Here is a 21,808-nt window from a genome sequence, read left to right on the forward strand (position 1 = left end):
TCAATCCCAAATAATTTAAATGAATATTAATAAATGGATTACACAAAAGAATTAAACATATTAAAAGGAAAAGCAGTTTGTTATTCAGGATTCAGAAATGGTCAAAGTCCAGATTTGGGTGTTTTTCCAAGTTATGATGAGGTAAAGGAAGATTTGTACATTATAAAAGATCACTGGAATTATATAAGAATGTACGATTGTGATATGCATGCTGAAATGGTATTGCAAATTATAAGAAAAGAAAAGCTGCCTATTAAGGTACTGTTGGGAGCCTATATTCATGCTGAAAAAAATAATTTTGGTTGTCCGTGGGGAGGTGTATATCCTGAAGAAACGCTTGAGAAGAATAAAAAAATTAACTTAATTCAAATAAAAAAGTTAATTTCTTGGGCAAATGAGTATTACGATGTAGTATTTGCATTATCAGCCGGTAATGAGGCTACAGTAGATTGGTCTGGGAATTTTGTGCCAGTGAATCAGGTTATTGAATATGTAAAAATGATAAAAGAAGGCGCACAGCAACCTGTAACTTTTTGTGAAAATTATGCTCCTTGGGCTAATAAATTAGAACCATTGATTAAAGAACTTGATTTTATATCCATTCATACATACCCAGTTTGGGAGTATAAAAATATTCATGAGGCAATTGAATATACTAAAGAAAATTATAATTCAATTGCAAATAAATATCTAGATAAATTAGTAGTGATTACTGAGGCTGGTTGGGCAACAAACTCAAATGGAAGAGGTATTAACCCTAGTAATGTAAGTGAAGAACACCAAGAAATTTATTACAAAGATTTGGTAAATTGGAGTGATGAAGCAGGAGTTCTAACTTTTGTATTTGAAGCTTTTGATGAACCTTGGAAAGGCTCAGATGAGCCACTTGAACCAGAAAAACATTGGGGATTATTTACAGTAAATCGTACTCCAAAATTAGCTATGAAAGAGCATTTTTCAGAATTAAAATAATTCTTGTTTGGTATTTTCATTTTTAAAAGTGAAAACCTAACAATGACCTAAGATTAGAAACTGATATAAAATAAAAAGTAATGAAGTTGAAAACTATTAATTTTAAATGTTGTAAATGAAAAAAATAGTTGAATTAGTTTTAATTTTTATTTTATTAATATCGTGTAAAGAACAAAGTAAAAAGATGGAGGTGTTTAATCGTAACCTATTATCAGATAGTTCTTTAGTTTATAAATATTACAAACCTAAGTTTAGTGATATAAAAATTTCACGGGTAAATTATAAGGAAAAGTTATATGGTTTTTGGCTAGGTCAATGTATTGCGAATTGGACAGGTTTAGTGACCGAAATGGACAAAATTGGTGATATTGGAGCTGTTAAAACGGGTAATTTTTATACTAGAAATGATTGGGGTAAACCAGATCAGCCTAGTATATGGGGAGAAGGACTTCCGAGCAATTTATCACCAGTCATTGATTTTGTATTTGCAAAAGAGGATAGTATTTGGGGTGCAGATGATGATACGGACATTGAGTTTATGTATCAACATTTATTATATGCCAATAAAACATCAATTTTAACTGGAGAGCAAATAAGAGATGGCTGGTTAAAATACATAAAAAAGGAAGAAGAAAATTATTTATGGGTAGCAAATCAAAAAGCGTTGGACTTGATGGTAAAAGGTTTCGTTCCTCCTGATACAAGTGATCCAAAATTCACTTCAGATAGTATATACGATAATTATTATGAAATGATTGATGCGCAGCTAACCACAGAAATATTTGGTTTTTTTGCACCTTCACGGCCTGATATAGCTTTAAAAATGGCTAAGCTACCTATTAATGCAACAGCTCGTGAAAATGCCGCTTGGGCTTCTGAATTCTATGTAACAATGTATTCTTTAGCCTCGTCAGTGGATGAAAATTCAAAAATGAAAGAGAAAATTAACTGGATGGCAAATGAGGCGCGTAAAAGATTACCAAACCATTCATATACTGCAAAAATGTTTGATTTTGTGAAAGAAAAATATGATGCTAATATACCTTGGGAGGAAACAAGGGATGGACTTTATAAAAGGTATCAATTAGAACAAGGTGATGGATATAATTTAACTTCAAAAAAAATGTATTGTAATGGTTGTTTTGCTTCAGGAATAAATTTTGGATCAAGTATTATTAGCCTGTTGTATGGTGAAGGTGATTTTAAAGAAACAATAAAAATTGGAGTATTAACAGGTTGGGATTCAGATAATCCAACAGCAACTTGGGGTGGATTGTTAGGGTTTATGATTGGAAAAGAAGGAATTGAAAAAGCTTTTAATAGAAAATTTTCGGATAAATTTAATATTCATAGAACTAGAAGAAATTTCCCCAATAACGGATTGTTTACTTTTAATGAAATGGCCGAAAAAGGAATTTATATTATTGATAGAGTTGTTCAAGAAGAGATGAAAGGTGGTGTAGATTTAAATAAAGGGGATTGGTACATTCCAATAAATAAGATTGAATATTAAATAAAAATAAAAACAACAAATAATGAGTAATAAAAAGGTACTATACGCAATAGTTTTATTGTTCATATGTTCACAAAATTATGCTCAAAATAAAAGTTATAAAAGAGGTGTAGCCTATGGATATCATTCTGTAAATGATATGCAAAAAGTTTCTGAAAATATTTCTTGGTGGTACAATTGGGGAGCACAACCAGATAATGCAATTAGATCAACATATCAAAACTACAATGTAGATTTCACTCCAATGGCTTGGAATGGGACTGGAATTTCAGCTGTGAATAATTGGGTAAATCAAGATTCTAAGGTGAAATATATTTTAGGATTTAATGAGCCAAACTTTAAAGACCAGGCAAATATGACTCCCTCACAAGCAGCTACTGCTTGGCCTGCGTTTCAATCAATTGCTAAAAGTCATAATTTAAAAACTGTTGGACCCGCAGTGAATTATTGTGGAAATTGTGTTTCTGAAAACGGCACAACGTATACGAATGCTTTTAAATATTTAGATGATTTTTTTGCTGCATGTACAGATTGTGAAGTGGATTATATAGCATTGCATTGGTATGGTAGTGGAAATTCCATAGTTGGTTATATTAATGATGCCAGAAAATACAATAAACCAATTTGGGTGACAGAATTTGCATCGTGGGATTATTCAAACCCAGTGCAAAGTGTCGAGGAACAAAAAAAATATTTGGCAGGAACTGTTAATTTTTTAGAAAGAGATCCTGATGTATATAGATATTCATGGTTTATTGGAAGAACGAATGCTGGCGCAACCTCCTATCCATATATTGATTTGTATGGTTCCGATGGAAAATTAACTGAATTAGGAGAAATATATATGAAAATACCAGTGTATGATCCTAATTATAAATTTCAAATTCCAGGTAAAATTGAGGCAGAAGAATATAATTTAATGTCTGGGTTATTTGCTGAAATAACTGAAGATACTGATGGTTTTTTAAACTTAGGATGGACAGAAAATAATGATTGGGCAACCTATAAAATAAATGTTGCAACAACAGGCACGTATACTATTTCTGCAAGAGTAGCTGGTTCAGATACTGGAGTAATTGATTTTTTAGTGGACAATCAATTGAAAGTAGCTTTAAATACTCCAAATACTGGTGGTTGGCAAAAATGGGAAACGGTATCATCAACAATTGATTTAATAGTGGGAGAACATGTACTAAAAATGTTGGTGAAAGATGCAGGTTTTAATATTAATTGGATTTCAATCTCAAATAATAATGCACCTTCAACTAGTTTTGATATAAAAACAGTAGGTGAAACGTGTCCAAATAAAAAAAACGGACAAATTGTTGTTTCAGCCAAAGAGCAAGGTGTTTATAAAGCTAAACTAAACGGAGTAACATCAACATTTGCACTTACGAAAGTTTATAATAATTTAGCGTCAGGAAGCTATAATTTATGTGTTTCAGTTGTGGGTGAATCTTCCGAGCAATGTTATACTTTTGAAATTTTAGAAGGAAAAAATGTTTCTGGAAAAGCTTCAATAATAAATTCTAAAACTGTTGAAATAACCTTAGATAACGGAACACCACCTTTTTCCATTTTGGTTAATAATCAGCAAGCATTTGAAACATTAGCATCACAATTTAATGTAACCATTAAGCAAGGAGATGTTGTAGAGGTTAAAACGGCCAAACCTTGTGAAGGCGTTGTGACAAAAAAAATAGATTTTTTTAATGAAATAGAAGCATACCCAAATCCTACAAGTGGAATTTTTGAAATTACCTTACCCTTAATTCAAGATGAAGTGCAAATTGCAATTTATAACATGCAATCAAGCTTAATTTCTAATCGTAATTATACTAGTATTAATGGTAAGGTAAAAATTTCTTTAGAAGAAAACCCTTCAGGAATTTACATGGCAAAAATAGGTGAAGGAAATTCTAAAACTTTAAAGATTATTAAAATTTAAATAAATAAAAAATGAAACGTATTATAGTAATTTTAGTAATTAGTTTATGGAATTTAACAGTTTTTAGCCAGCAAACAGCATATGAACTAGAACAAAATATTCATTATTACAGTGATTCTATAAATCAATCAGATGCGTATATAAATGAGCGTTGTGTGTTGGATGTCTATTATCCAAAAAACAGCAAAAATTTTGCAACCATTGTTTGGATTCATGGTGGAGGTTTAACAAGTTTTCAAAAAGAAATTCCTGAAGAATTAAAAAATAAAGGAGTTGCTATTATTGGTATAAATTATAGGTTGTATCCAAAAGTAAAAGCCCCGGCATATATTGAAGATACTGCTGCTGCAGTAGCTTGGACTTTTAAGAACATTCAAAAATATGGGGGAAATAATCAATTAATTTTTGTTTCTGGGCATTCAGCAGGGGGTTACTTGGCAAGCATGGTTGGATTGGATAAAAAATGGTTAGCTGTTCATAATATTGATGCGAATGCTATAGCAGGATTAATCCCTTTTAGTGGTCATGCAATTACACATTTTACAGTTCGCGAAGAACGTGGAATTGCAGGAACTCAGCCAATTATTGATGATTTAGCTCCGTTGTATTATGTGCGTGCAGATGCACCGCCATTACTTTTAATAACTGGAGATCGTGAGTTAGAATTGTTGGGTAGATATGAAGAAAATGCATATTTAATGCGAATGATGAAAATTGTTGGTCATACCAAAACAGTTCTTTATGAATTAGAAGGATACGGACATAATATGACGCAACCAGCATTTCCGTTGTTGTTAAATGAAGTTGAAAGAATTAGTAAAGAAAAAAATAATTAAAAATGAAACACTATTTAATAACACTTGCTGCAATCTTATTAATTACAATAAGTTATTCGTGCAAGGAAAAAACAGCTAAAACTCTTGAAGAAAAATCAACAAATACACTCAGTTTTATAAAAACCAATGGAACAAAATTAGTTGATGGTCAAGGAACTGAAATTATTTTAAAAGGAACTAATTTGGGAAACTGGTTAGTACCTGAAGGATATATGTTTAAAATGGAACAGGTAAATGCTCCTCGTAAAATAGATGAACTGTTATATGAATTAGTGGGTCCTGATAGCTTGCAAGTTTTTTGGAATGGTTTTTTAAAAAACTACATTACTCATGATGATATAAGGTATTTAAAAAGTATTGGTGTTAATCATATCCGTTTACCTTTTCATTATAAAATGTTTACAGACGATTTGTATATGGGTCAAAGAAACGCTGGTTTTAAATATGTTGATAAATTAATAGATTGGTGCAGAGAAGAACAATTGTATGTTTTATTAGATATGCATTGTGCTCCAGGTGGACAAACTGGTGATAATATAGATGATAGTTATGGCTATCCTTATTTGTTTAAAAGTAAGTCATCACAAGATTTAATGACTAAGATTTGGGTAGATATAGCAAAAAAATACAAAGATGAACCCGTAATAATTGGCTACGATATAGTAAACGAGCCTATTGCACATTATTTTAATGATGAATTAGATCAGTTGAATCATCAATTATATTTGTTGTACAACCGTATTATTAAAGAAGTTCGTGAGGTTGATAAAGAACATATGATTTTTTTAAACGGCTCCAATTGGAGTGGCAATTTTGATGTTTTTGAAGAACTAGTTGATGATAATGTAGTGTACGAATTTCATAAATATTGGTTTGATGTAAATCAGGAAGCTATACAATCGTATATAGATTTCAGTGAAAAACATAAAGTCCCAATTTACATTGGTGAAACTGGTGAAAATACTGATGAATGGGTAAATGATTTTAGAATATTGTTAGATAAAAACGCCGTTAATTGGTGTTTTTGGCCTTATAAAAAAATGAATAATCCACGTGGAATTATGAACTTTAATGAGCCAGAGGACTATCATTTAATTACTGAATATGCTAAAAGTGATCGTTCAACTTATGCAAAAGTGAGAGAAAATAGACCAGATATTTTAAAAGTTCAAAAAGCATTAAATCAATATTTAGAAAACAGTTTGTATAAAAATAACTTTGTAAACAAAGGCTATACAAAAGCCTTAAACTTTAAAATAGAAGAATAATAGATAAAAAATATAATCAACTAAAAATGAGTAAAATACATCAAATAATTTTAATAGCCATGGTTGTTATGAGTTGTTCCAAAAATGAAAAGCAAGTTAATTTGGATTTTAAAGTAAGCGATTTGCAAACGGAAGAGACTGAAGCTAAAATACAAGAATTAGTTGCTAAAATGACCTTAAAAGAAAAAGCAGGTCAAATGTTAAATATTGGGTTGCCTGCAGTTTTAAAAGGTGAATATTGGGACGCAAGAGACAGTGTTAATTTTGATGGGAAAAAATTCAAAAAATTTATTGTTGATTATGCTGTTGGCTCTATACACAACACACCACAATATCCTGCAACTAGAGAAGAGTGGTTTAAAATTGTTAAAGAAATTCAAGATTCAGCAATGCAAAAAACCCGTTTAGGAATACCTGTATTGTACGGAATTGATAATATTCACGGTGCTAATTATGTAAATGGTTCTGTAATATTTCCGCATCAAATTGCAGTTGCAGCAACTTGGAATAAGGAACTTTCAAGGCTTGGAGGTGAAATTACTTCTTATGAATCCAGAGCAGCGTCACTACCATGGAATTTTAATCCAAATGCCGATGTTGCTATGAACCCACTTTGGGGAAGAATTGCAGAAAGTTTTGGAGAAGATCCGTATTTAATTTCTGAAATGACCAACGCCTATATGCAAGGTTCCCAAGAAAAAGGATTACAAAACCCAACAAGCACAGCTGTTTGTTTAAAGCATTTTGTTGGTTATGGAGTTGGAAGAAATGGAAAAGACCGAGCAAATGCAATAATCCCAGAAAATAGTTTACGTCAATATTTTTTACCTCCTTTTGAAAAAGCAATTGAAAATGGTGCTATGGGAATTATGATTAGCTCTAATGCTGTAAACGGAATTCCTTGCCATTTAAACAAGTATTATATTACGGATATTTTAAAAGGCGAATTAAAGTTTAAAGGAGTTGTTATTTCAGATTTTAGTGATGTGGAATTTTTAGTTGCCGCTCATGAATCAGCAAAAGATATGCGTGAAGCTACCAAATTTGCCGTAAATGCTGGAATTGATCTATTAATGAATCCGTATGATGCTGATGTAGTTGATATTATTGTGGATTTAGTTGAGAAAGGTGAAATTTCAAAAGAAAGAATTAATGATGCTGTTACACGTGTTTTACGTTTAAAATTTTATTTAAATCTTTTTGAAAAGCCCTATAATAATCCAGGAGAATATCCAGATTTTGGAAGTGAAAAACATATTGCTGCTAATTACCAAACAGCTAGTGAAGCCATCACTTTATTAAAAAATAAAAATGCAGTTTTACCACTTTCTTCTAATAAAAAAATACTAGTAACTGGTTACGCTTCAAATTCCATAAATAATTTAAATGGTGCTTGGTCTCGCTCTTTTTTGGGAAGAGATACTACCTATAACGATCCAAGTAAATTAACAATTCTACAGGCTATAAAAAAACAAGTGGGTGCGCAACATGTAGATTTTATTGAGGGAACTGATTATTTAGAAGATATAAATTCTGATAAAGCCGTTTTAAAAGCTAAAAATGCCGATTATATTGTGGTGTGTGTTGGAGAAATTCCCGCATCAGAAAAACCCTCTGATATTAACGAATTAGAATTGCCAAAAGTGCAACAAGATTTAGTGAAAAAATTAGCAAAAACAGGAAAGCCAATTATTTTAGTAATGGTACAAGGCAGACCAAGAATTATTAAGGAAATTGAACCATTGGTTGATGGAATTATTATGGCATATTTACCTGGTCAAGAAGGTGGAAGAGCGATTTCGGATATAATTTTCGGAAACATAAATCCAAGTGGTAAACTGCCATATACGTATCCAATGTATTCAGGAAACGCTGTGACATACTATCATAAAAAAACCGATATCAGAGATATAAATTGGGGTTATGATGGTTTTTATCCCCAATATGAATTTGGATTTGGACTTTCATTTACCACTTTTGAGTACAGTAATTTAAAGGTTAGTAAAGATACTTTGGTTGGAAAAGAAGATGTAAAAATTTCAATTGATGTAAAAAACACAGGGAAAAGAGAAGGTAAAGAAACGGTACAAGTGTACTTAAAAGATCTTGTAGCAACAGTTTCTCCAGATTCAAAAAAATTGGTTCGTTTTAATAAAATTCAGTTGCAACCGAATGAAACTAAAACTATTGAATTTGTTTTAGTTACTAAAGATTTTGAAAATGTAGGTATCGAAAATAAATGGATTGTTGAGGACGGAGATTTTGAAGTGCAAATTGGTGGCAATTCAAAAGATGTTTTAAAACAACAAGTGTATTTCAAAAATTAAATAGTAAAACAACTAAAATCCTTTAAAGGATCAAATTATGATAAATTTTAAAATTAAATTTTTAGTAAAACCATTTCAAGTACTGGTTTTATTTACAGTATTATTTTTTATATCGTGTAATGATGATAGTCCAACCGTTCAACCTATTGTTGAAGGAACCGAATTAATAGATGTTGCTTTTCTAAAAGTGAATAATCCTAGCCTTGCTAACGATATTTATTTAAACAAAGAAGGAAATACTTTTAATGGAAGAGTTTCATACAGCGCAGATATTAAAAATTTGGTGGCAACATACATTCATAATGGATTAAAAGTTGAAGTGAATAATGTGGCACAAGAAGTAGGATCTTCGATAAATGATTTTACAAATCCAGTAACTTTTAAAGTAAAAACAACCGATGGAAGGGAACAAAGTTATAATGTTGATGTCACCTATTTTACGGGTTTACCTCTTGTTTATGTGAATACTGTTGGAAATGTTCCAATTGATTCTAAAGATGTTGAGGTGAATGGATTTTTCGAAATAAATGGTGGGCGTAATTTTAGTCCGATGGCATCATCGGAAATGGAAATTAGAGGAAGAGGAAATTCAACTTGGTGGTTGCACCCAAAAAAGCCATATCAAATGAAGCTGAGTGATAAAGCCGAAGTATTAGGAATGCCAAAAGATAAAAAATGGATTTTTTTAGCAGAGCATTCAGATAAAACATTGATGCGAAATAAAATTGCTTTTGAAATGGGCTATTTAAGCAAGTTAGATTGGACGCCAAAATCTGAATATGCAGAAGTTTTTGTGAATAATCAATATTCAGGAACCTACAATATTTCACAGAAAGTTGAAGAAAGTAGCAATAGAGTAAATTTGGGTGATACTGGTTATTTATTAGAAATTGATCAGTTGGAGAGATTAGATCCTGATGATGTATATTTTAGAACAAATGATTTTTTAATAAATATAAAAGAACCAGATTTAGAGTATAATAGTAGTGAATATAATTATGTAAAAGATTTAGTTAATGAATTTGAAACTGTTTTAAAAAGCGCAACATTTAAAGACCCTATTTCGGGGTACGCAAAATACATAGATGAAGATTGTTTTATTGATTGGTATTTAATTAGTGAAATTACTAAAAATCAAGATTCAAGAGATTTTTCAAGTATTTTTTTAAATGTTATTCCTGGTGAAAAAATAAAAATGGGGCCACTTTGGGATTTTGATTTAGCTTTTGGAAACGTAGATTATTCAGACGCTACAAACGCTTCGGGTTTTTGGGTAAAAGATCATAAATGGTTTGCACGTCTTTTTCAAGATCCAGCTTTTGTAAACAAAGTAAAGTCTCGTTTTGTTTATTTTAAAAACAATCAAAGCCTTATTTTAAATAAAATGGATTTTTATGCTAATTATTTAAAATATGCCCAAGACGAAAATGATTTAAAATGGAATGTATTAGGTAATTATGTGTGGCCAAATCCGGTAGTTTATGATACCTATCAAGAGGAAGTAAACCACTTAAAAAATTGGTACATAGAAAGAATGAATTGGTTATCAACAGCATATAATAGTCTGTAAATTAATATAGTAAAATAAATATAAAATGTTTAAAATTAATAGAATAGCACTTTTTTTAATAGGTGTTTTTTCAGCATTTTTTCAATTAAATGCACAAGAAAATTTAATTGTAAATACATATAATAGAACGGTTAAAAGTTTAAATGGACAATGGAATTATATTGTTGATCCTTATGAAAACGGTTTTTATAATTACAGGTATGAACCTTTTGAAAATCAAGAAAACCCTGCAAGTGGTGCTTTTTTTATCAATTCTAAACCAAAAGATAAATCTGATTTAATTGAGTATGATTTTGATTTATCGGATGTAATTGAAGTGCCAAGTGATTGGAATACACAAAAAGAAAATTTATACTATTATGAAGGTACAGTATGGTATAAAAAATCGTTTGATTATGTAAAAACCAATAAAGAGAATCGTGTTTTTGTATATTTTGAAGCAGTTAATTATGAAGCAGATGTTTATTTCAACGGAAAAAAATTAGGAAAACATATTGGAGGTTTTACACCTTTTAATTTTGAAGTAACCAAACTTTTAAAAGAAAACGACAACTTTCTAATTGTTAAAGTTGATAACAAACGTAAAAAAGAAGGTGTTCCAACCTTAAATACAGATTGGTTTAATTATGGTGGAATTACAAGAGATGTTAAACTTATTGAAACTTCTGCAAACTTTATTCAAGATTATTTTATTCAGTTAAATCCCGAAAATAATCAGCAAATAAAAGGGTTTGTGCAGCTAAACGGAACAACTATTGCTGATAAAGAAATTCAGGTTACCATTCCTGAACTTAAAATTAAAACGAAGGTTGTAACCAATAATAAAGGAATGGCAACCATTGAGTTAAATTCAAAAAAAATAAACTATTGGTCAACTAAAAATCCTTATTTGTATGATGTTATTTTAAAATTAGGTGATGAAGATTTAATAGATCAAATAGGTTTTAGAACCATAAAAACAAAAGGACAAGAAATTTTGCTTAACAATTCAAAAATATTTTTAAAAGGAATTTCTATTCATGAAGAAAGCCCTATAAAAGGAGGAAGAGGTTCAAGCATAGAAGATGCGCAGCAATTATTAAATTGGGCTAAAGAATTGGGCTGTAATTATGTACGTTTGGCTCATTATCCACATAATGAACATATGGTTAGATTGGCAGATAAAATGGGAATGTTGGTTTGGGAAGAAAATCCTGTTTATTGGACCATAGCTTGGGATAATAAAGAAACGTATAAAAATGCCGAAAATCAATTAACAGAAGTTATCAATAGAGATAAAAACAGAGCGTCTGTAATTATTTGGTCAATGGCAAATGAAACGCCAACTAGTGAGCCTCGAAATGTTTTTCTTTCCAATTTAGCAGCGCATACAAAAGCATTAGATCCAACCAGATTAATTAGTGCAGCTTTAGAGCAATCAGATTATCAGGGTGATTCTTCCGTTAGAACAATTCACGATTCGTTTGCAGATGTAGTAGACGTGTTAAGTTTCAATCAGTATGTTGGCTGGTATGATGGTTTACCTGAAAAATGCGGACAAATTAGCTGGAAAATAACACAAAATAAGCCAGTTTTAATTTCGGAATTTGGTGCAGGTGCAAAAATAGGTTTACACGGCGATAAATTAACGCGTTGGACAGAAGAATTCCAAGAAGATGTATACGTGCAAACTTTAAAAATGTTGGAAGGAATTGAGCAATTACAAGGTTTTTCACCTTGGATTTTAGTTGATTTTAGATCTCCAAGAAGAGTATTGCCAAAAATTCAAGATGGGTATAACAGAAAAGGCTTAATATCTGAAGATGGACAAAAGAAAAAAGCTTTTTATGTGTTGAAAAACTTTTATGATTCCAAAAATTAAAAGACTTTAAATAAAAAAAGAGGTTAATTAAAAAATGAATCGTCATTCTGATCTTGTTTCAGAATCTTACCAAAATTAATATTAATTAATATGAGAACCTGAAATAAGTTCAGGTTGACGTAATTTTCACTTTTTAATTAACCTCTTTAAAATTATCTATTAAATCTACCAGAAATATTTCCGTCTAAAATACCAATAACTTCATCTACTGAGGAGAAATTCACATCACCTTCATAGGTGTGTTTTAAAGCACTCGAAGCACTTGCAAACTCCATAGATTTGTAATCGTCAAAATGTTGCAAGCCATATATTAAACCAGCAGCAAAAGCATCACCCGTACCAATTCTTTCAATAATATGTGTAATATCTAAATCTTGTGTTTCTCTAAATTCTTTACCATTCCACATTCTGGCTCTAATTTTATTCCATGAGGAGTTTACGGCAGTTCTAATTTTATCAAAAACTTTTTCAATAGAAGGAAATTTAAGCATTAATTGTTTACTCGCTTCAATAAAATCCTCTTCAGAATAGCTGAAATTTGTATCTAAAACTTCGTTAATTTCATTAACGCCACCAATAAAAATAGTTGAATAATTTAATAAATCTGAAAGTACATCTTTGGGGTTTTCACCGTATTGCCATAATCCTTTTCTATAAGTTGGGTCTGCAGAAACGGTCATTCCTTTTTTACGTGCTAAAATTAAACCTTCTTTTAAAGTTTCATAACCTCCTTTGCAAAGTGCAGGAGTAATTCCAGTCCAATGAAACCATTTACCACCTTCTAAACTTGTTTCCCAATGAACCATTGATGGTTGAATTTCAGAAAAAGAGGAGTGAGATCGGTTATAAGAAATGGTGCTCGGTCGCATAACAGCTCCTACTTCCAAAAAATAGACACCTAAAGGACGTTTAGATCTAACAATGGCAGAAGTATCAACACCAAATTTTCTAAGATAAGAAATGGCAGTATCTCCAACAAAATCATTAGAAATACAGCTAATATGTTTTACGTCACCACCAAAGTTTGCTATTGAAATACCAACATTTACCTCAGTACCTCCAAAATAGAATTCAAGCAAGTTGGCTTGAATGAATTTTTTGTTTCCTTGGGGAGATAAACGCATTAATACTTCTCCAAAAGTTATAATCTGGCTCATAATATTTTATTTGAATGGCTAAAATTAAAAAAATGAAGTTGTAATTCAAGAACATTTATCATAGAATTCACGAATACGTAGAAAATGTTATTTTTTTAGTGCAAATATTAAATGAAACATAAGTGTTTTTTTTTGAATATCGTAGTAGTTTCATAAATTAAAAAGACACATTTTATGGTAAAAACTTCTAGTTTTAAAGCTAAATTTTAATCTTTTATATTTTTACAGAAATAAATCATTACTATCAAAAAACTAGTAAAAGTGATTTTTTTTTAAAGTGTATTCAATTCTTAATGTGTATTAAGGTCAAAATATATTAAATAAGCAATTTGGAAAAAAATTAAAAGAGCGACTTAAAAGTAGGGATTTTAAAATATAATAAATGTAAAAAACATGTTAGGCGGGTTGTAATAGTATTTAGTAAAATTTAAAAGCTATTAAAAGTAGTTTTGGGTATCGTATAAATTAATTATTCCTAGTTGGTTTTCTAAGGCTTTTTTTAATTTTGCAACGTTTTAAATTTAATTAAAAAGTAAATACAATAAAAAAAGATAAATGAGCACAACATTATTTGACAAAGTATGGGATTCACACGTGGTTCGTAAAATTAAAGACGGACCAGATGTGTTGTTTATTGATAGACATTTAATACATGAAGTTACAAGTCCGGTTGCTTTTTTAGGATTAAAAAGCAGAAAAAATGCTGTTTTATTTTCAGAAAGAACGTTCGCGACAGCCGATCATAATACACCAACCATTAATCAACATTTACCTGTTGAAGATCCTTTATCTGCAAATCAGTTAAAAGCTTTAGAAGAAAATTCAGCCGAATGGGGAATTTCTCACTGGGGATTAGGTCATCAACAAAATGGTATTGTGCACGTTGTAGGTCCGGAATATGGAATTACTTTGCCTGGCGCAACTATTGTATGTGGAGATTCACATACATCTACGCACGGAGCTTTTGGAGCTATTGCTTTTGGTATTGGTACTTCAGAAGTAGAAATGGTACTTTCATCGCAATGTATTATGCAGCCAAAACCTAAAAAAATGCGTATCAACGTAAATGGAACATTAGGATTTGGAGTAACACCAAAAGATGTCGCTTTATTTATTATTTCAAAATTAACAACTTCAGGAGCAACAGGTTATTTTGTTGAATATGCAGGTGATGTTTTTAGAAATATGACCATGGAAGGTCGTATGACCGTTTGTAATTTAAGTATTGAAATGGGTGCGCGTGGTGGACTTATAGCTCCAGATGAGAAAACATTTGAATATGTAAAAGGAAGACAATTTGCGCCAAAAGGAGCTGATTGGAATACTGCAATGGATTATTGGAAAACCCTATCTACGGATGAGGATGCTACTTTTGATAAAGAGTTAACATTTAGTGCAAGTGAAATTGAACCGATGATTACTTATGGAACAAATCCAGGTATGGGAACAGGAATTTCACAAAATATTCCAAAAGCTGAAGATGTTGAAGGTGGCGTTGCAACGTATAAAAAATCATTAGATTATATGGGCTTTGCAGAAGGTGAAACTATGATTGGAAAACCGGTTGATTATGTTTTTATTGGAAGTTGTACAAATGGTAGAATTGAAGATTTTAGAGCATTTGCATCTATTGTAAAAGGTAGAAAAAAAGCGAATAATATTACTGCTTGGTTAGTGCCAGGTTCTCATATTGTTGAGGCAAAAATAAAAGAAGAAGGTTTATTAGACATATTCCACGAAGCTGGATTTGTATTACGTGAGCCAGGTTGTTCAGCTTGTTTAGCAATGAATGATGATAAAGTTCCTGCAGGAAAAGTAGCGGTAAGTACATCAAACAGAAACTTTGAAGGTCGCCAAGGTCCAGGGTCTAGAACGCTATTAGCAAGTCCGTTAGTTGCTGCAGCAACAGCTGTAACAGGTGTTGTAACGGATCCTAGAACGCTTTTATAATTAAAAATTAATAATTAAAAATTAGGTTGTAGGTTTTTTGAACCAAATACAAATAACCAACAACCAACAACAATATTATGGCTTACGATAAATTTGAAATATTAAAAAGTACAGCGGTACCATTACCAATTGAAAATGTGGATACTGATCAAATTATTCCTGCTCGTTTCTTAAAAGCAACAGAGCGTACAGGATTTGGAGATAATCTTTTTAGAGATTGGAGATACAATTCAGACAATACACCAAAAGAACAGTTTGTCTTTAACAATCCAATTTACAAAGGGAAAATATTAGTTGGAGGAAGAAATTTTGGTTCTGGTTCATCTAGGGAACACGCAGCTTGGGCGGTTTATGACTATGGATTTAGATGTGTGGTTTCTAGCTTTTTTGCAGATATTTTTAGAGGAAATTGTTTAAATATTGGAGTACTTCCAGTACAGGTAAGTGCGGAATTTTTAGATAAAATCTTTAAAGCTATTGAATCAAATCCAGAAACGGAATTAGAAATTGATTTACCAAAACAAACCATTACTATTTTGGCAAGTGGAGAACAAGAATCATTTGAAATTAATAGTTATAAAAAAGACAATATGATTAATGGTTTTGATGATATTGATTACTTAACTAAAATGAAAAACGAAATAACGTCTTTTGCTGAAACAAGACCGTTTTAATTAATTTTGAATGTACAAACATAAAATTTAAAAAAGCGTTTCGAAATTAAAGAAACGCTTTTTCATCTTAAATTTTACCCAATAACTGTTTAAATGGAAAAAAGAAAAATAGAAATAATGGATACCACACTTCGTGATGGTGAACAAACCTCAGGAGTCTCTTTTTCTTCTGCTGAAAAATTAACAATTGCAAAATTATTGATAGAAGAATTGCATATTGATAGGATTGAGGTTGCTTCTGCAAGAGTTTCAGAAGGAGAATTTCAAGCAGTTAAAAACATCACAGATTGGGCTTCAAAAAACGGATATATTGATAGAATTGAAATGTTAACTTTTGTGGATGGAGGACAATCTATTCAATGGATGAAAGATGCAGGAGCAAAGGTTCAGAATTTATTAACCAAAGGTTCTTTAAATCATTTAACACATCAACTTAAAAAAACTCCTGAACAACATTTTGCTGAAATAAAGGAGGTCATAGATTTAGCGCAAAAAGAAGGAATTACAACCAATGTATATTTAGAAGATTGGAGTAATGGAATGCGAAATTCTCCTGATTATGTATTTCAATTTTTAGACTTTTTAGCCACTCAACAGGTTGCAAGAATTTTATTGCCAGATACTTTAGGCGTTTTAACTCCTGCTGAAACCAAAGAGTTTTTCTCAAAAACAACCACAAAATACCCAACTATTCATTTTGATTTTCACGCACATAATGATTACGATTTAAGTGTTGCAAACGTCATGGAATCTTTATATGCAGGGGCTAATGGAGTTCATTTAACGGTAAATGGAATGGGTGAACGCGCGGGTAATGCACCATTAGCAAGTGTTGTGGCTGTCATCAACGATTTCTTTAAAAATGAAATTGAAGTGTCCGTAAAAGAAACGTCCTTATATTCAGTAAGTAAGTTAATTGAAACATTTTCTGGTGTTAGAATTCCTTCAAACAAACCAATTGTTGGAGATAATGTTTTTACGCAAACTGCTGGTATTCATGCAGATGGTGATAATAAAAACAATTTATATTTTAATGATTTAATGCCTGAACGTTTTGGTAGAAAACGTAAATATGCCTTAGGGAAAACTTCAGGAAAAGCAAATATTGAAAAAAATCTTCAAGAGTTAGGATTGACTTTAAATAATGAAGATTTAAAGAAAGTTACACAACGTATTATTGAGTTGGGTGATAAAAAAGAATTGGTTACAAAAGAGGATTTACCTTACATTATTTCGGATGTATTAAACAGTAATTTGTATCAGGAACGTATAACTATTGAGTCGTATGTACTTACCCATTCAAAAGGATTAAAACCTTCAACAACTGTTTTGGTAAAAATTGATGGTGACTTATATGAAGAACATGCGCAAGGCGATGGACAGTTTGATGCTTTTATGAATGCCTTAAAAAAATTGTATAAAAAGAAAAAAATGGTATTGCCAAAGTTAGTAGATTATGCGGTTAGAATTCCTCCAGGAAGTACATCAGATGCATTATGCGAAACTATTATTACTTGGGAAAACGACAATAAAAGATTTATAACAAGAGGATTAGATTCAGATCAAACGGTATCTGCAATTAAAGCCACACAAAGAATGTTAAATATTTAAATAGAATTAAAAGTGATTTAAAATATACGTTCGTCAACCTGAACTTGTTTCAGGTTCCTATTAATAGTAGATATATTTCTAGAGAGATTCTGCAACAAGTTCAGAATGACGTTTCAAATTTTAAATACAAGTACATAATAAATTAAAGATTATACAATTAAACAATAATTAGAAAGATGAAATTGAATATTGCACTTTTAGCAGGAGACGGAATAGGTCCTGAAGTAATTGATCAAGCGGTAAAAGTTTGTGATGCCATTGCTATAAAATTTAACCATGAAATTAATTGGAAACCAGCTTTAACGGGTGCAGCAGCTATTGATGCTTGCGGAGAACCATACCCAGATGAAACACATGAAATATGTGTAAATTCAGATGCTGTATTGTTTGGAGCTATTGGTCATCCCAAATATGATAATGATCCTTCAGCAAAAGTTCGTCCAGAGCAAGGATTGTTAAAAATGCGTAAAAAATTGGGCTTATTTGCTAATGTTCGTCCAACGTTTACATTTCCATCATTATTAGATAAATCACCTTTAAAAAGAGAACGTATTGAAGGAACTGACTTAGTTTTCTTACGTGAATTAACCGGAGGAATTTATTTTGGCGAAAAAGGGAGAAGAGATGGTGGAGAAACTGCTTTTGATAATTGTGTTTACACAAGGGCTGAGGTACAACGTTTGGCTAAAAAAGGGTTTGAACTAGCAATGACGCGTTCAAAAAAATTATGTTGTGTAGATAAGGCAAATGTGTTAGAAACTTCGCGTTTATGGAGAGAAACTGTACAAGCAATGGAAGAAGAGTATCCAGAAGTAACAGTTTCTTATGAATTTGTAGATGCAGTGGCTATGCGTTTAGTGCAATGGCCAAATAGTTATGACGTGTTAATTACGGAAAACTTATTTGGAGATATTTTAACGGATGAGGCATCTGTAATTTCAGGTTCAATGGGATTAATGCCTTCAGCATCTTTAGGTTCCAACATAGGTTTATTTGAACCAATTCATGGTTCATATCCACAAGCTACAGGATTAAATATAGCAAACCCAATGGCTACAGTTTTATCTGCGGCTATGATGTTTGAAAATTTTAATTTATTAGAAGAAGGTAAAGCAATTAGAGCCGTTGTAAACAAAGCTTTAAACGAAGGAATTGTGACAGAAGATTTATCTGAAAAAGGTAAGGCTTACGGAACGAAAGAAGTTGGAGATTGGTTAGCTAAAAACATTTAGAATTATATGTAGATTATAAAAAAAGCGAGTTTAAAATAAACTCGCTTTTTTTATTTACTATATTGAAACTAATTCATTAAAATTAATTTTTAATTCCTTGAAAATGAAAATCTCCAGTTTCCATTTTAAAAATATAGTCAAAAGAATGATTTTTCATATTAAAGCCACCAAAATGTTCATCAGTGTTTTGGTGTTCATTGTTTAAATGTTGCATCCACGCTGAACCAGTATTTTGCATATTTCCATTCATATTAGATTGACCCATCATGTGACCATACATAGTTGAGAAATCAGTACCAGTTAAACATGTATTTATCATGTCTCCATCTTCAAATAAATTTAACATAATTGTGATGTCAAAATTATCATTATAACAATGAACTTCAATTTTATCACCCACCATAGTTACTACAGCTGTTGCAGCACTGTTGGATTTTGAGCTTGTTATTTTTCCAGCTACATCATTTGTTAAAGTTCCTTCATAGATACCAACAACATCATTGGAAACTACATCATCATTTTTAGCACATCCTGAGAATAATATGGTTAGTAATAAAACTAAAATACCGGCTAATTGTTTATTTTTAATTGTTTTCATATTTCACTTATTTTAAATAATTGAATTTTAAATCTTACTAAATTTTTAATTATCGAAACAGGACCAAAACTTATTACTAATGCAACAATAATTAAAGCTATTATTCAGTTTAATTATGATTGTGACCTTCATGAGATGCACCTTTCTCCATATGCTCTTTTTTCATTTCCATTTTTTTCTCAGTAAGTTTCATGCCGCATTTTGAGCATTTTCCTTTTTTACCACTCACAACTTCTGGATGCATAGTACATGTGTAAACTGTCTTTACCTCCAGTTTTTTAAGATCCATTTTGCATTTTGGACAATTCCCCGGTTTTTCATATTTTTTTTCACCCTCGCATTTCATCGGACAAGCATACATATCCTTTTGTTCAACTTTTGCTGCTTCTTTTTTCATTTTTGATTGCTTCATTTCTTGAGCATTCATGGTTGATACTGCTAATAATGCAATTACTAAAACAGTTACTAATTTTTGTGTTTTCATTTTCTATTGTTTTAAATTAATTATTCTATAATTTTTTGAACGGTTCCGCAACTTAACATAGAGGCGCCAAAATATGGGTTCATAATTTTTTCATTGGAGCTCAACCAAATGGCTCCTTTATCACTATTTGCCATGGGACAAAATTGCTGATACACTTTTTTATTGATACCAAATATCTCAACACTCTTTGAAATACTTTTTGACAAGTTGATAAAGCCAATTCTTTGAGTCTCTATTTCTGATGTTGACGAAATTATTTTTGACGAATTTGAAATTTCTTTTGTAATTGCCATCCAATGAGTATGTGCTTCTTTAGTAGTCAATAAATTCATGTCAACCTTACTAATTAATTTCAGTAATTCACTTGCCAATTTTTGTGCCTTTGTGGCGTTATCATTTACTAAGGCTTCTTTTACCGCAAGATATGTATCAAAAACAGTATTTAATTGCTGTTGAAACTCTTTTGAAACTGAAATTCTAGCATTCATTTTTGAATGACCTTCTTCTTTTTCCATCGCGGAACTTTCTGTTGATTCAGTATTATTGTGACCTATATGTCCAGTCATTGCTTTTCCTCCGTCAGTATTCATCATACTTGGTTTCCCTGCTAATTGTGACGCTGCATCTACAGTAAATGTGCCATTTACCACAATTTCTTCTCCGTTTTCTAAGCCGTCTTTTATACTATAAGAATCCCCTAAGGAGGTTCCTAAAGTTACTTCACGCAATGTAAAAATTGTTGAATTTTTATTTTTAATATATACAATAGAACGTTCACCTGTCCACATAATTGCAGATTTTGGAATTACAATTTCTTGTGAAGCTGTTTTACTCAAGTGATCTTTAATAATCCCCGAGGCAAACATTTCAGGCTTTAACTTATTTCCAACATTTTTAACTTCAACACGGGCGGTTGCTACTCTTGTTTGTGCATGAATCATAGGATCTATAAAAGAAATGGTTCCTTCAAATGTTTCACCCGGAAATGATTGAAGGGTATATGAAACTTTATCACCTACTTTAACCCAAATCATGTCGCTTTCATATACATCAAAAAGAATCCAAACAGATGTTAAATCTGCTATTTCATACAATGGCATTCCTCTATTTACATAATCGCCTAACGCCACTTTTTTTGCAGTTACTATTCCTGAAACATCGGCTGTTATTGGAAATTTTTGAATAGCTTTCCCTGAGCTCACTATTTTTGAAATGGTATTGTCACTAATTTTCCAATTCCGTAATTTTTGTTTTGCAGCCGCAAATAAGTCGGGTTGTGCACTTTTAATTGCATTTGCTTGTAATAATTCCTCTTGAGCTGTTACCAATTCAGGTGAATATACCATGGCCAAAGTTTGACCTCTATTTACCTTATCACCCGTAAAATTAATAGTCAATTGTTCAATTCTACCTGGAATATGAGTAGTTTGAGCATATAATTTTCGCTCATCAATCTGAACTTTTCCATTTAAACGAATTTCTTTATTCGTGTTTTTAGTTCCAACAACCATTGTTTGAATATTGGCTAACTTCATAGCATTCTCTGTCATTTCAATGGAGTTCATATCTGTTGACTGATTTTCTAGCGGAATTAAATCCATCCCGCAAAGCGGACATTTTCCTGCTTCTGATTGTTTAATTTGTGGATGCATAGAGCAAGTCCAAATGGTGTTTTCAGCTTGTTCAGCAGAATGGTCGTGGATTTCTTCTGAAGTGTTATTTCCTCCAAAAAGTATCCATCCTAACAACAATCCTATCAATAGAATTCCTGTTGCTTTTAGTATGTTTTTAGTATTTGTTGTCATAA

Annotated in this window: 16 protein-coding genes; 12 read left to right on the forward strand and 4 right to left on the reverse strand. The window is 31.3% G+C overall.

Annotated elements, in window-relative coordinates; all coding sequences use genetic code 11:
- The first annotated feature begins 33 nt into the window (after positions 1-33).
- The 8 genes from JEY78_RS00905 to JEY78_RS00940 all read left to right on the forward strand — a co-directional run bounded on the left by JEY78_RS00905 (position 34) and on the right by JEY78_RS00940 (position 12,295).
- Positions 34-972 (forward strand): glycosyl hydrolase family 17 protein, encoded by a 939-nt coding sequence (locus JEY78_RS00905; protein ID WP_291846029.1) that lies wholly within the window; start codon positions 34-36, stop codon positions 970-972.
- 115 nt (positions 973-1,087) lie between these two features.
- Entirely contained in the window at positions 1,088-2,485 is a 1,398-nt protein-coding gene (locus tag JEY78_RS00910; RefSeq protein WP_291846030.1) for an ADP-ribosylglycohydrolase family protein, read from the forward strand.
- 22 nt (positions 2,486-2,507) lie between these two features.
- Positions 2,508-4,433, forward strand: a complete 1,926-nt coding sequence (locus JEY78_RS00915; protein ID WP_291846031.1) for a glycosyl hydrolase — start codon at positions 2,508-2,510, stop codon at positions 4,431-4,433.
- A gap of 11 nt (positions 4,434-4,444) precedes the next feature.
- On the forward strand, positions 4,445-5,269 hold the full coding sequence (locus tag JEY78_RS00920; protein ID WP_291846032.1) for an alpha/beta hydrolase: 825 nt from the start codon (positions 4,445-4,447) through the stop codon (positions 5,267-5,269).
- 2 nt (positions 5,270-5,271) lie between these two features.
- A complete protein-coding gene (locus JEY78_RS00925; protein WP_291846034.1) occupies positions 5,272-6,537 on the forward strand; it encodes a cellulase family glycosylhydrolase in 1,266 nt (421 codons plus the stop codon).
- 26 nt (positions 6,538-6,563) lie between these two features.
- Complete coding sequence (locus tag JEY78_RS00930) at positions 6,564-8,864, forward strand: glycoside hydrolase family 3 N-terminal domain-containing protein (RefSeq protein WP_291846035.1); 2,301 nt, start codon at positions 6,564-6,566, stop codon at positions 8,862-8,864.
- A 37-nt stretch (positions 8,865-8,901) separates the two neighbouring features.
- The gene (locus JEY78_RS00935; RefSeq protein WP_291846036.1) at positions 8,902-10,434 is read left to right on the forward strand and encodes a CotH kinase family protein; all 1,533 of its coding nucleotides are present in this window, start codon (positions 8,902-8,904) and stop codon (positions 10,432-10,434) included.
- 25 nt (positions 10,435-10,459) lie between these two features.
- A complete protein-coding gene (locus JEY78_RS00940; protein ID WP_291846037.1) occupies positions 10,460-12,295 on the forward strand; it encodes a glycoside hydrolase family 2 protein in 1,836 nt (611 codons plus the stop codon).
- Positions 12,296-12,447: 152 nt separating this feature from the next.
- On the opposite strand, the gene JEY78_RS00945 is transcribed toward JEY78_RS00940, so the two are convergent.
- On the reverse strand, positions 12,448-13,452 hold the full coding sequence (locus tag JEY78_RS00945; protein ID WP_291846038.1) for a sugar kinase: 1,005 nt from the start codon (positions 13,450-13,452) through the stop codon (positions 12,448-12,450).
- A gap of 555 nt (positions 13,453-14,007) precedes the next feature.
- Here JEY78_RS00945 and leuC point away from each other — a divergent pair.
- The 4 genes from leuC (at position 14,008) to leuB (ending at position 18,919) form a co-directional block, all read left to right on the forward strand.
- The gene (gene leuC / locus JEY78_RS00950) at positions 14,008-15,402 is read left to right on the forward strand and encodes a 3-isopropylmalate dehydratase large subunit (protein ID WP_291846039.1); all 1,395 of its coding nucleotides are present in this window, start codon (positions 14,008-14,010) and stop codon (positions 15,400-15,402) included.
- A 77-nt stretch (positions 15,403-15,479) separates the two neighbouring features.
- Positions 15,480-16,076, forward strand: coding sequence for a 3-isopropylmalate dehydratase small subunit (gene leuD / locus JEY78_RS00955; protein ID WP_291846040.1), 597 nt, complete (start codon positions 15,480-15,482; stop codon positions 16,074-16,076).
- A gap of 93 nt (positions 16,077-16,169) precedes the next feature.
- Complete coding sequence (locus tag JEY78_RS00960; protein WP_291846042.1) at positions 16,170-17,687, forward strand: alpha-isopropylmalate synthase regulatory domain-containing protein; 1,518 nt, start codon at positions 16,170-16,172, stop codon at positions 17,685-17,687.
- 176 nt (positions 17,688-17,863) lie between these two features.
- Entirely contained in the window at positions 17,864-18,919 is a 1,056-nt protein-coding gene (gene leuB, locus JEY78_RS00965) for a 3-isopropylmalate dehydrogenase (RefSeq protein WP_291846043.1), read from the forward strand.
- Between the two features lie 82 nt (positions 18,920-19,001).
- Here leuB and JEY78_RS00970 read toward each other — a convergent pair whose 3' ends face one another.
- The 3 genes from JEY78_RS00970 to JEY78_RS00980 all read right to left on the reverse strand — a co-directional run bounded on the left by JEY78_RS00970 (position 19,002) and on the right by JEY78_RS00980 (position 21,806).
- Positions 19,002-19,517: a hypothetical protein gene (locus tag JEY78_RS00970; RefSeq protein ID WP_291846044.1), complete on the reverse strand. Its 516-nt coding sequence runs from the start codon at positions 19,515-19,517 to the stop codon at positions 19,002-19,004.
- 109 nt (positions 19,518-19,626) lie between these two features.
- Complete coding sequence (locus JEY78_RS00975; protein WP_291846045.1) at positions 19,627-20,001, reverse strand: heavy metal-binding domain-containing protein; 375 nt, start codon at positions 19,999-20,001, stop codon at positions 19,627-19,629.
- Positions 20,002-20,021: 20 nt separating this feature from the next.
- Positions 20,022-21,806, reverse strand: a complete 1,785-nt coding sequence (locus JEY78_RS00980; RefSeq protein ID WP_291846046.1) for an efflux RND transporter periplasmic adaptor subunit — start codon at positions 21,804-21,806, stop codon at positions 20,022-20,024.
- Between the last annotated feature and the right edge of the window lie 2 nt (positions 21,807-21,808).

It is taken from the genome of Lutibacter sp. (genome assembly GCF_016342705.1).
Classification (GTDB): domain Bacteria; phylum Bacteroidota; class Bacteroidia; order Flavobacteriales; family Flavobacteriaceae; genus Lutibacter.

What these genes read in the sequence shown, in the direction of transcription:
- JEY78_RS00905 (WP_291846029.1), top strand. Translation starts at nt 34, where the DNA reads ATGGATTACACAAAAGAATTAAACATATTAAAAGGAAAAGCAGTTTGT.
- JEY78_RS00910 (WP_291846030.1), top strand. Translation starts at nt 1,088, where the DNA reads ATGAAAAAAATAGTTGAATTAGTTTTAATTTTTATTTTATTAATATCG.
- JEY78_RS00915 (WP_291846031.1), top strand. Translation starts at nt 2,508, where the DNA reads ATGAGTAATAAAAAGGTACTATACGCAATAGTTTTATTGTTCATATGT.
- JEY78_RS00920 (WP_291846032.1), top strand. Translation starts at nt 4,445, where the DNA reads ATGAAACGTATTATAGTAATTTTAGTAATTAGTTTATGGAATTTAACA.
- JEY78_RS00925 (WP_291846034.1), top strand. Translation starts at nt 5,272, where the DNA reads ATGAAACACTATTTAATAACACTTGCTGCAATCTTATTAATTACAATA.
- JEY78_RS00930 (WP_291846035.1), top strand. Translation starts at nt 6,564, where the DNA reads ATGAGTAAAATACATCAAATAATTTTAATAGCCATGGTTGTTATGAGT.
- JEY78_RS00935 (WP_291846036.1), top strand. Translation starts at nt 8,902, where the DNA reads ATGATAAATTTTAAAATTAAATTTTTAGTAAAACCATTTCAAGTACTG.
- JEY78_RS00940 (WP_291846037.1), top strand. Translation starts at nt 10,460, where the DNA reads ATGTTTAAAATTAATAGAATAGCACTTTTTTTAATAGGTGTTTTTTCA.
- JEY78_RS00945 (WP_291846038.1), bottom strand. Translation starts at nt 13,452, where the DNA reads ATGAGCCAGATTATAACTTTTGGAGAAGTATTAATGCGTTTATCTCCC.
- leuC (WP_291846039.1), top strand. Translation starts at nt 14,008, where the DNA reads ATGAGCACAACATTATTTGACAAAGTATGGGATTCACACGTGGTTCGT.
- leuD (WP_291846040.1), top strand. Translation starts at nt 15,480, where the DNA reads ATGGCTTACGATAAATTTGAAATATTAAAAAGTACAGCGGTACCATTA.
- JEY78_RS00960 (WP_291846042.1), top strand. Translation starts at nt 16,170, where the DNA reads ATGGAAAAAAGAAAAATAGAAATAATGGATACCACACTTCGTGATGGT.
- leuB (WP_291846043.1), top strand. Translation starts at nt 17,864, where the DNA reads ATGAAATTGAATATTGCACTTTTAGCAGGAGACGGAATAGGTCCTGAA.
- JEY78_RS00970 (WP_291846044.1), bottom strand. Translation starts at nt 19,517, where the DNA reads ATGAAAACAATTAAAAATAAACAATTAGCCGGTATTTTAGTTTTATTA.
- JEY78_RS00975 (WP_291846045.1), bottom strand. Translation starts at nt 20,001, where the DNA reads ATGAAAACACAAAAATTAGTAACTGTTTTAGTAATTGCATTATTAGCA.
- JEY78_RS00980 (WP_291846046.1), bottom strand. Translation starts at nt 21,806, where the DNA reads ATGACAACAAATACTAAAAACATACTAAAAGCAACAGGAATTCTATTG.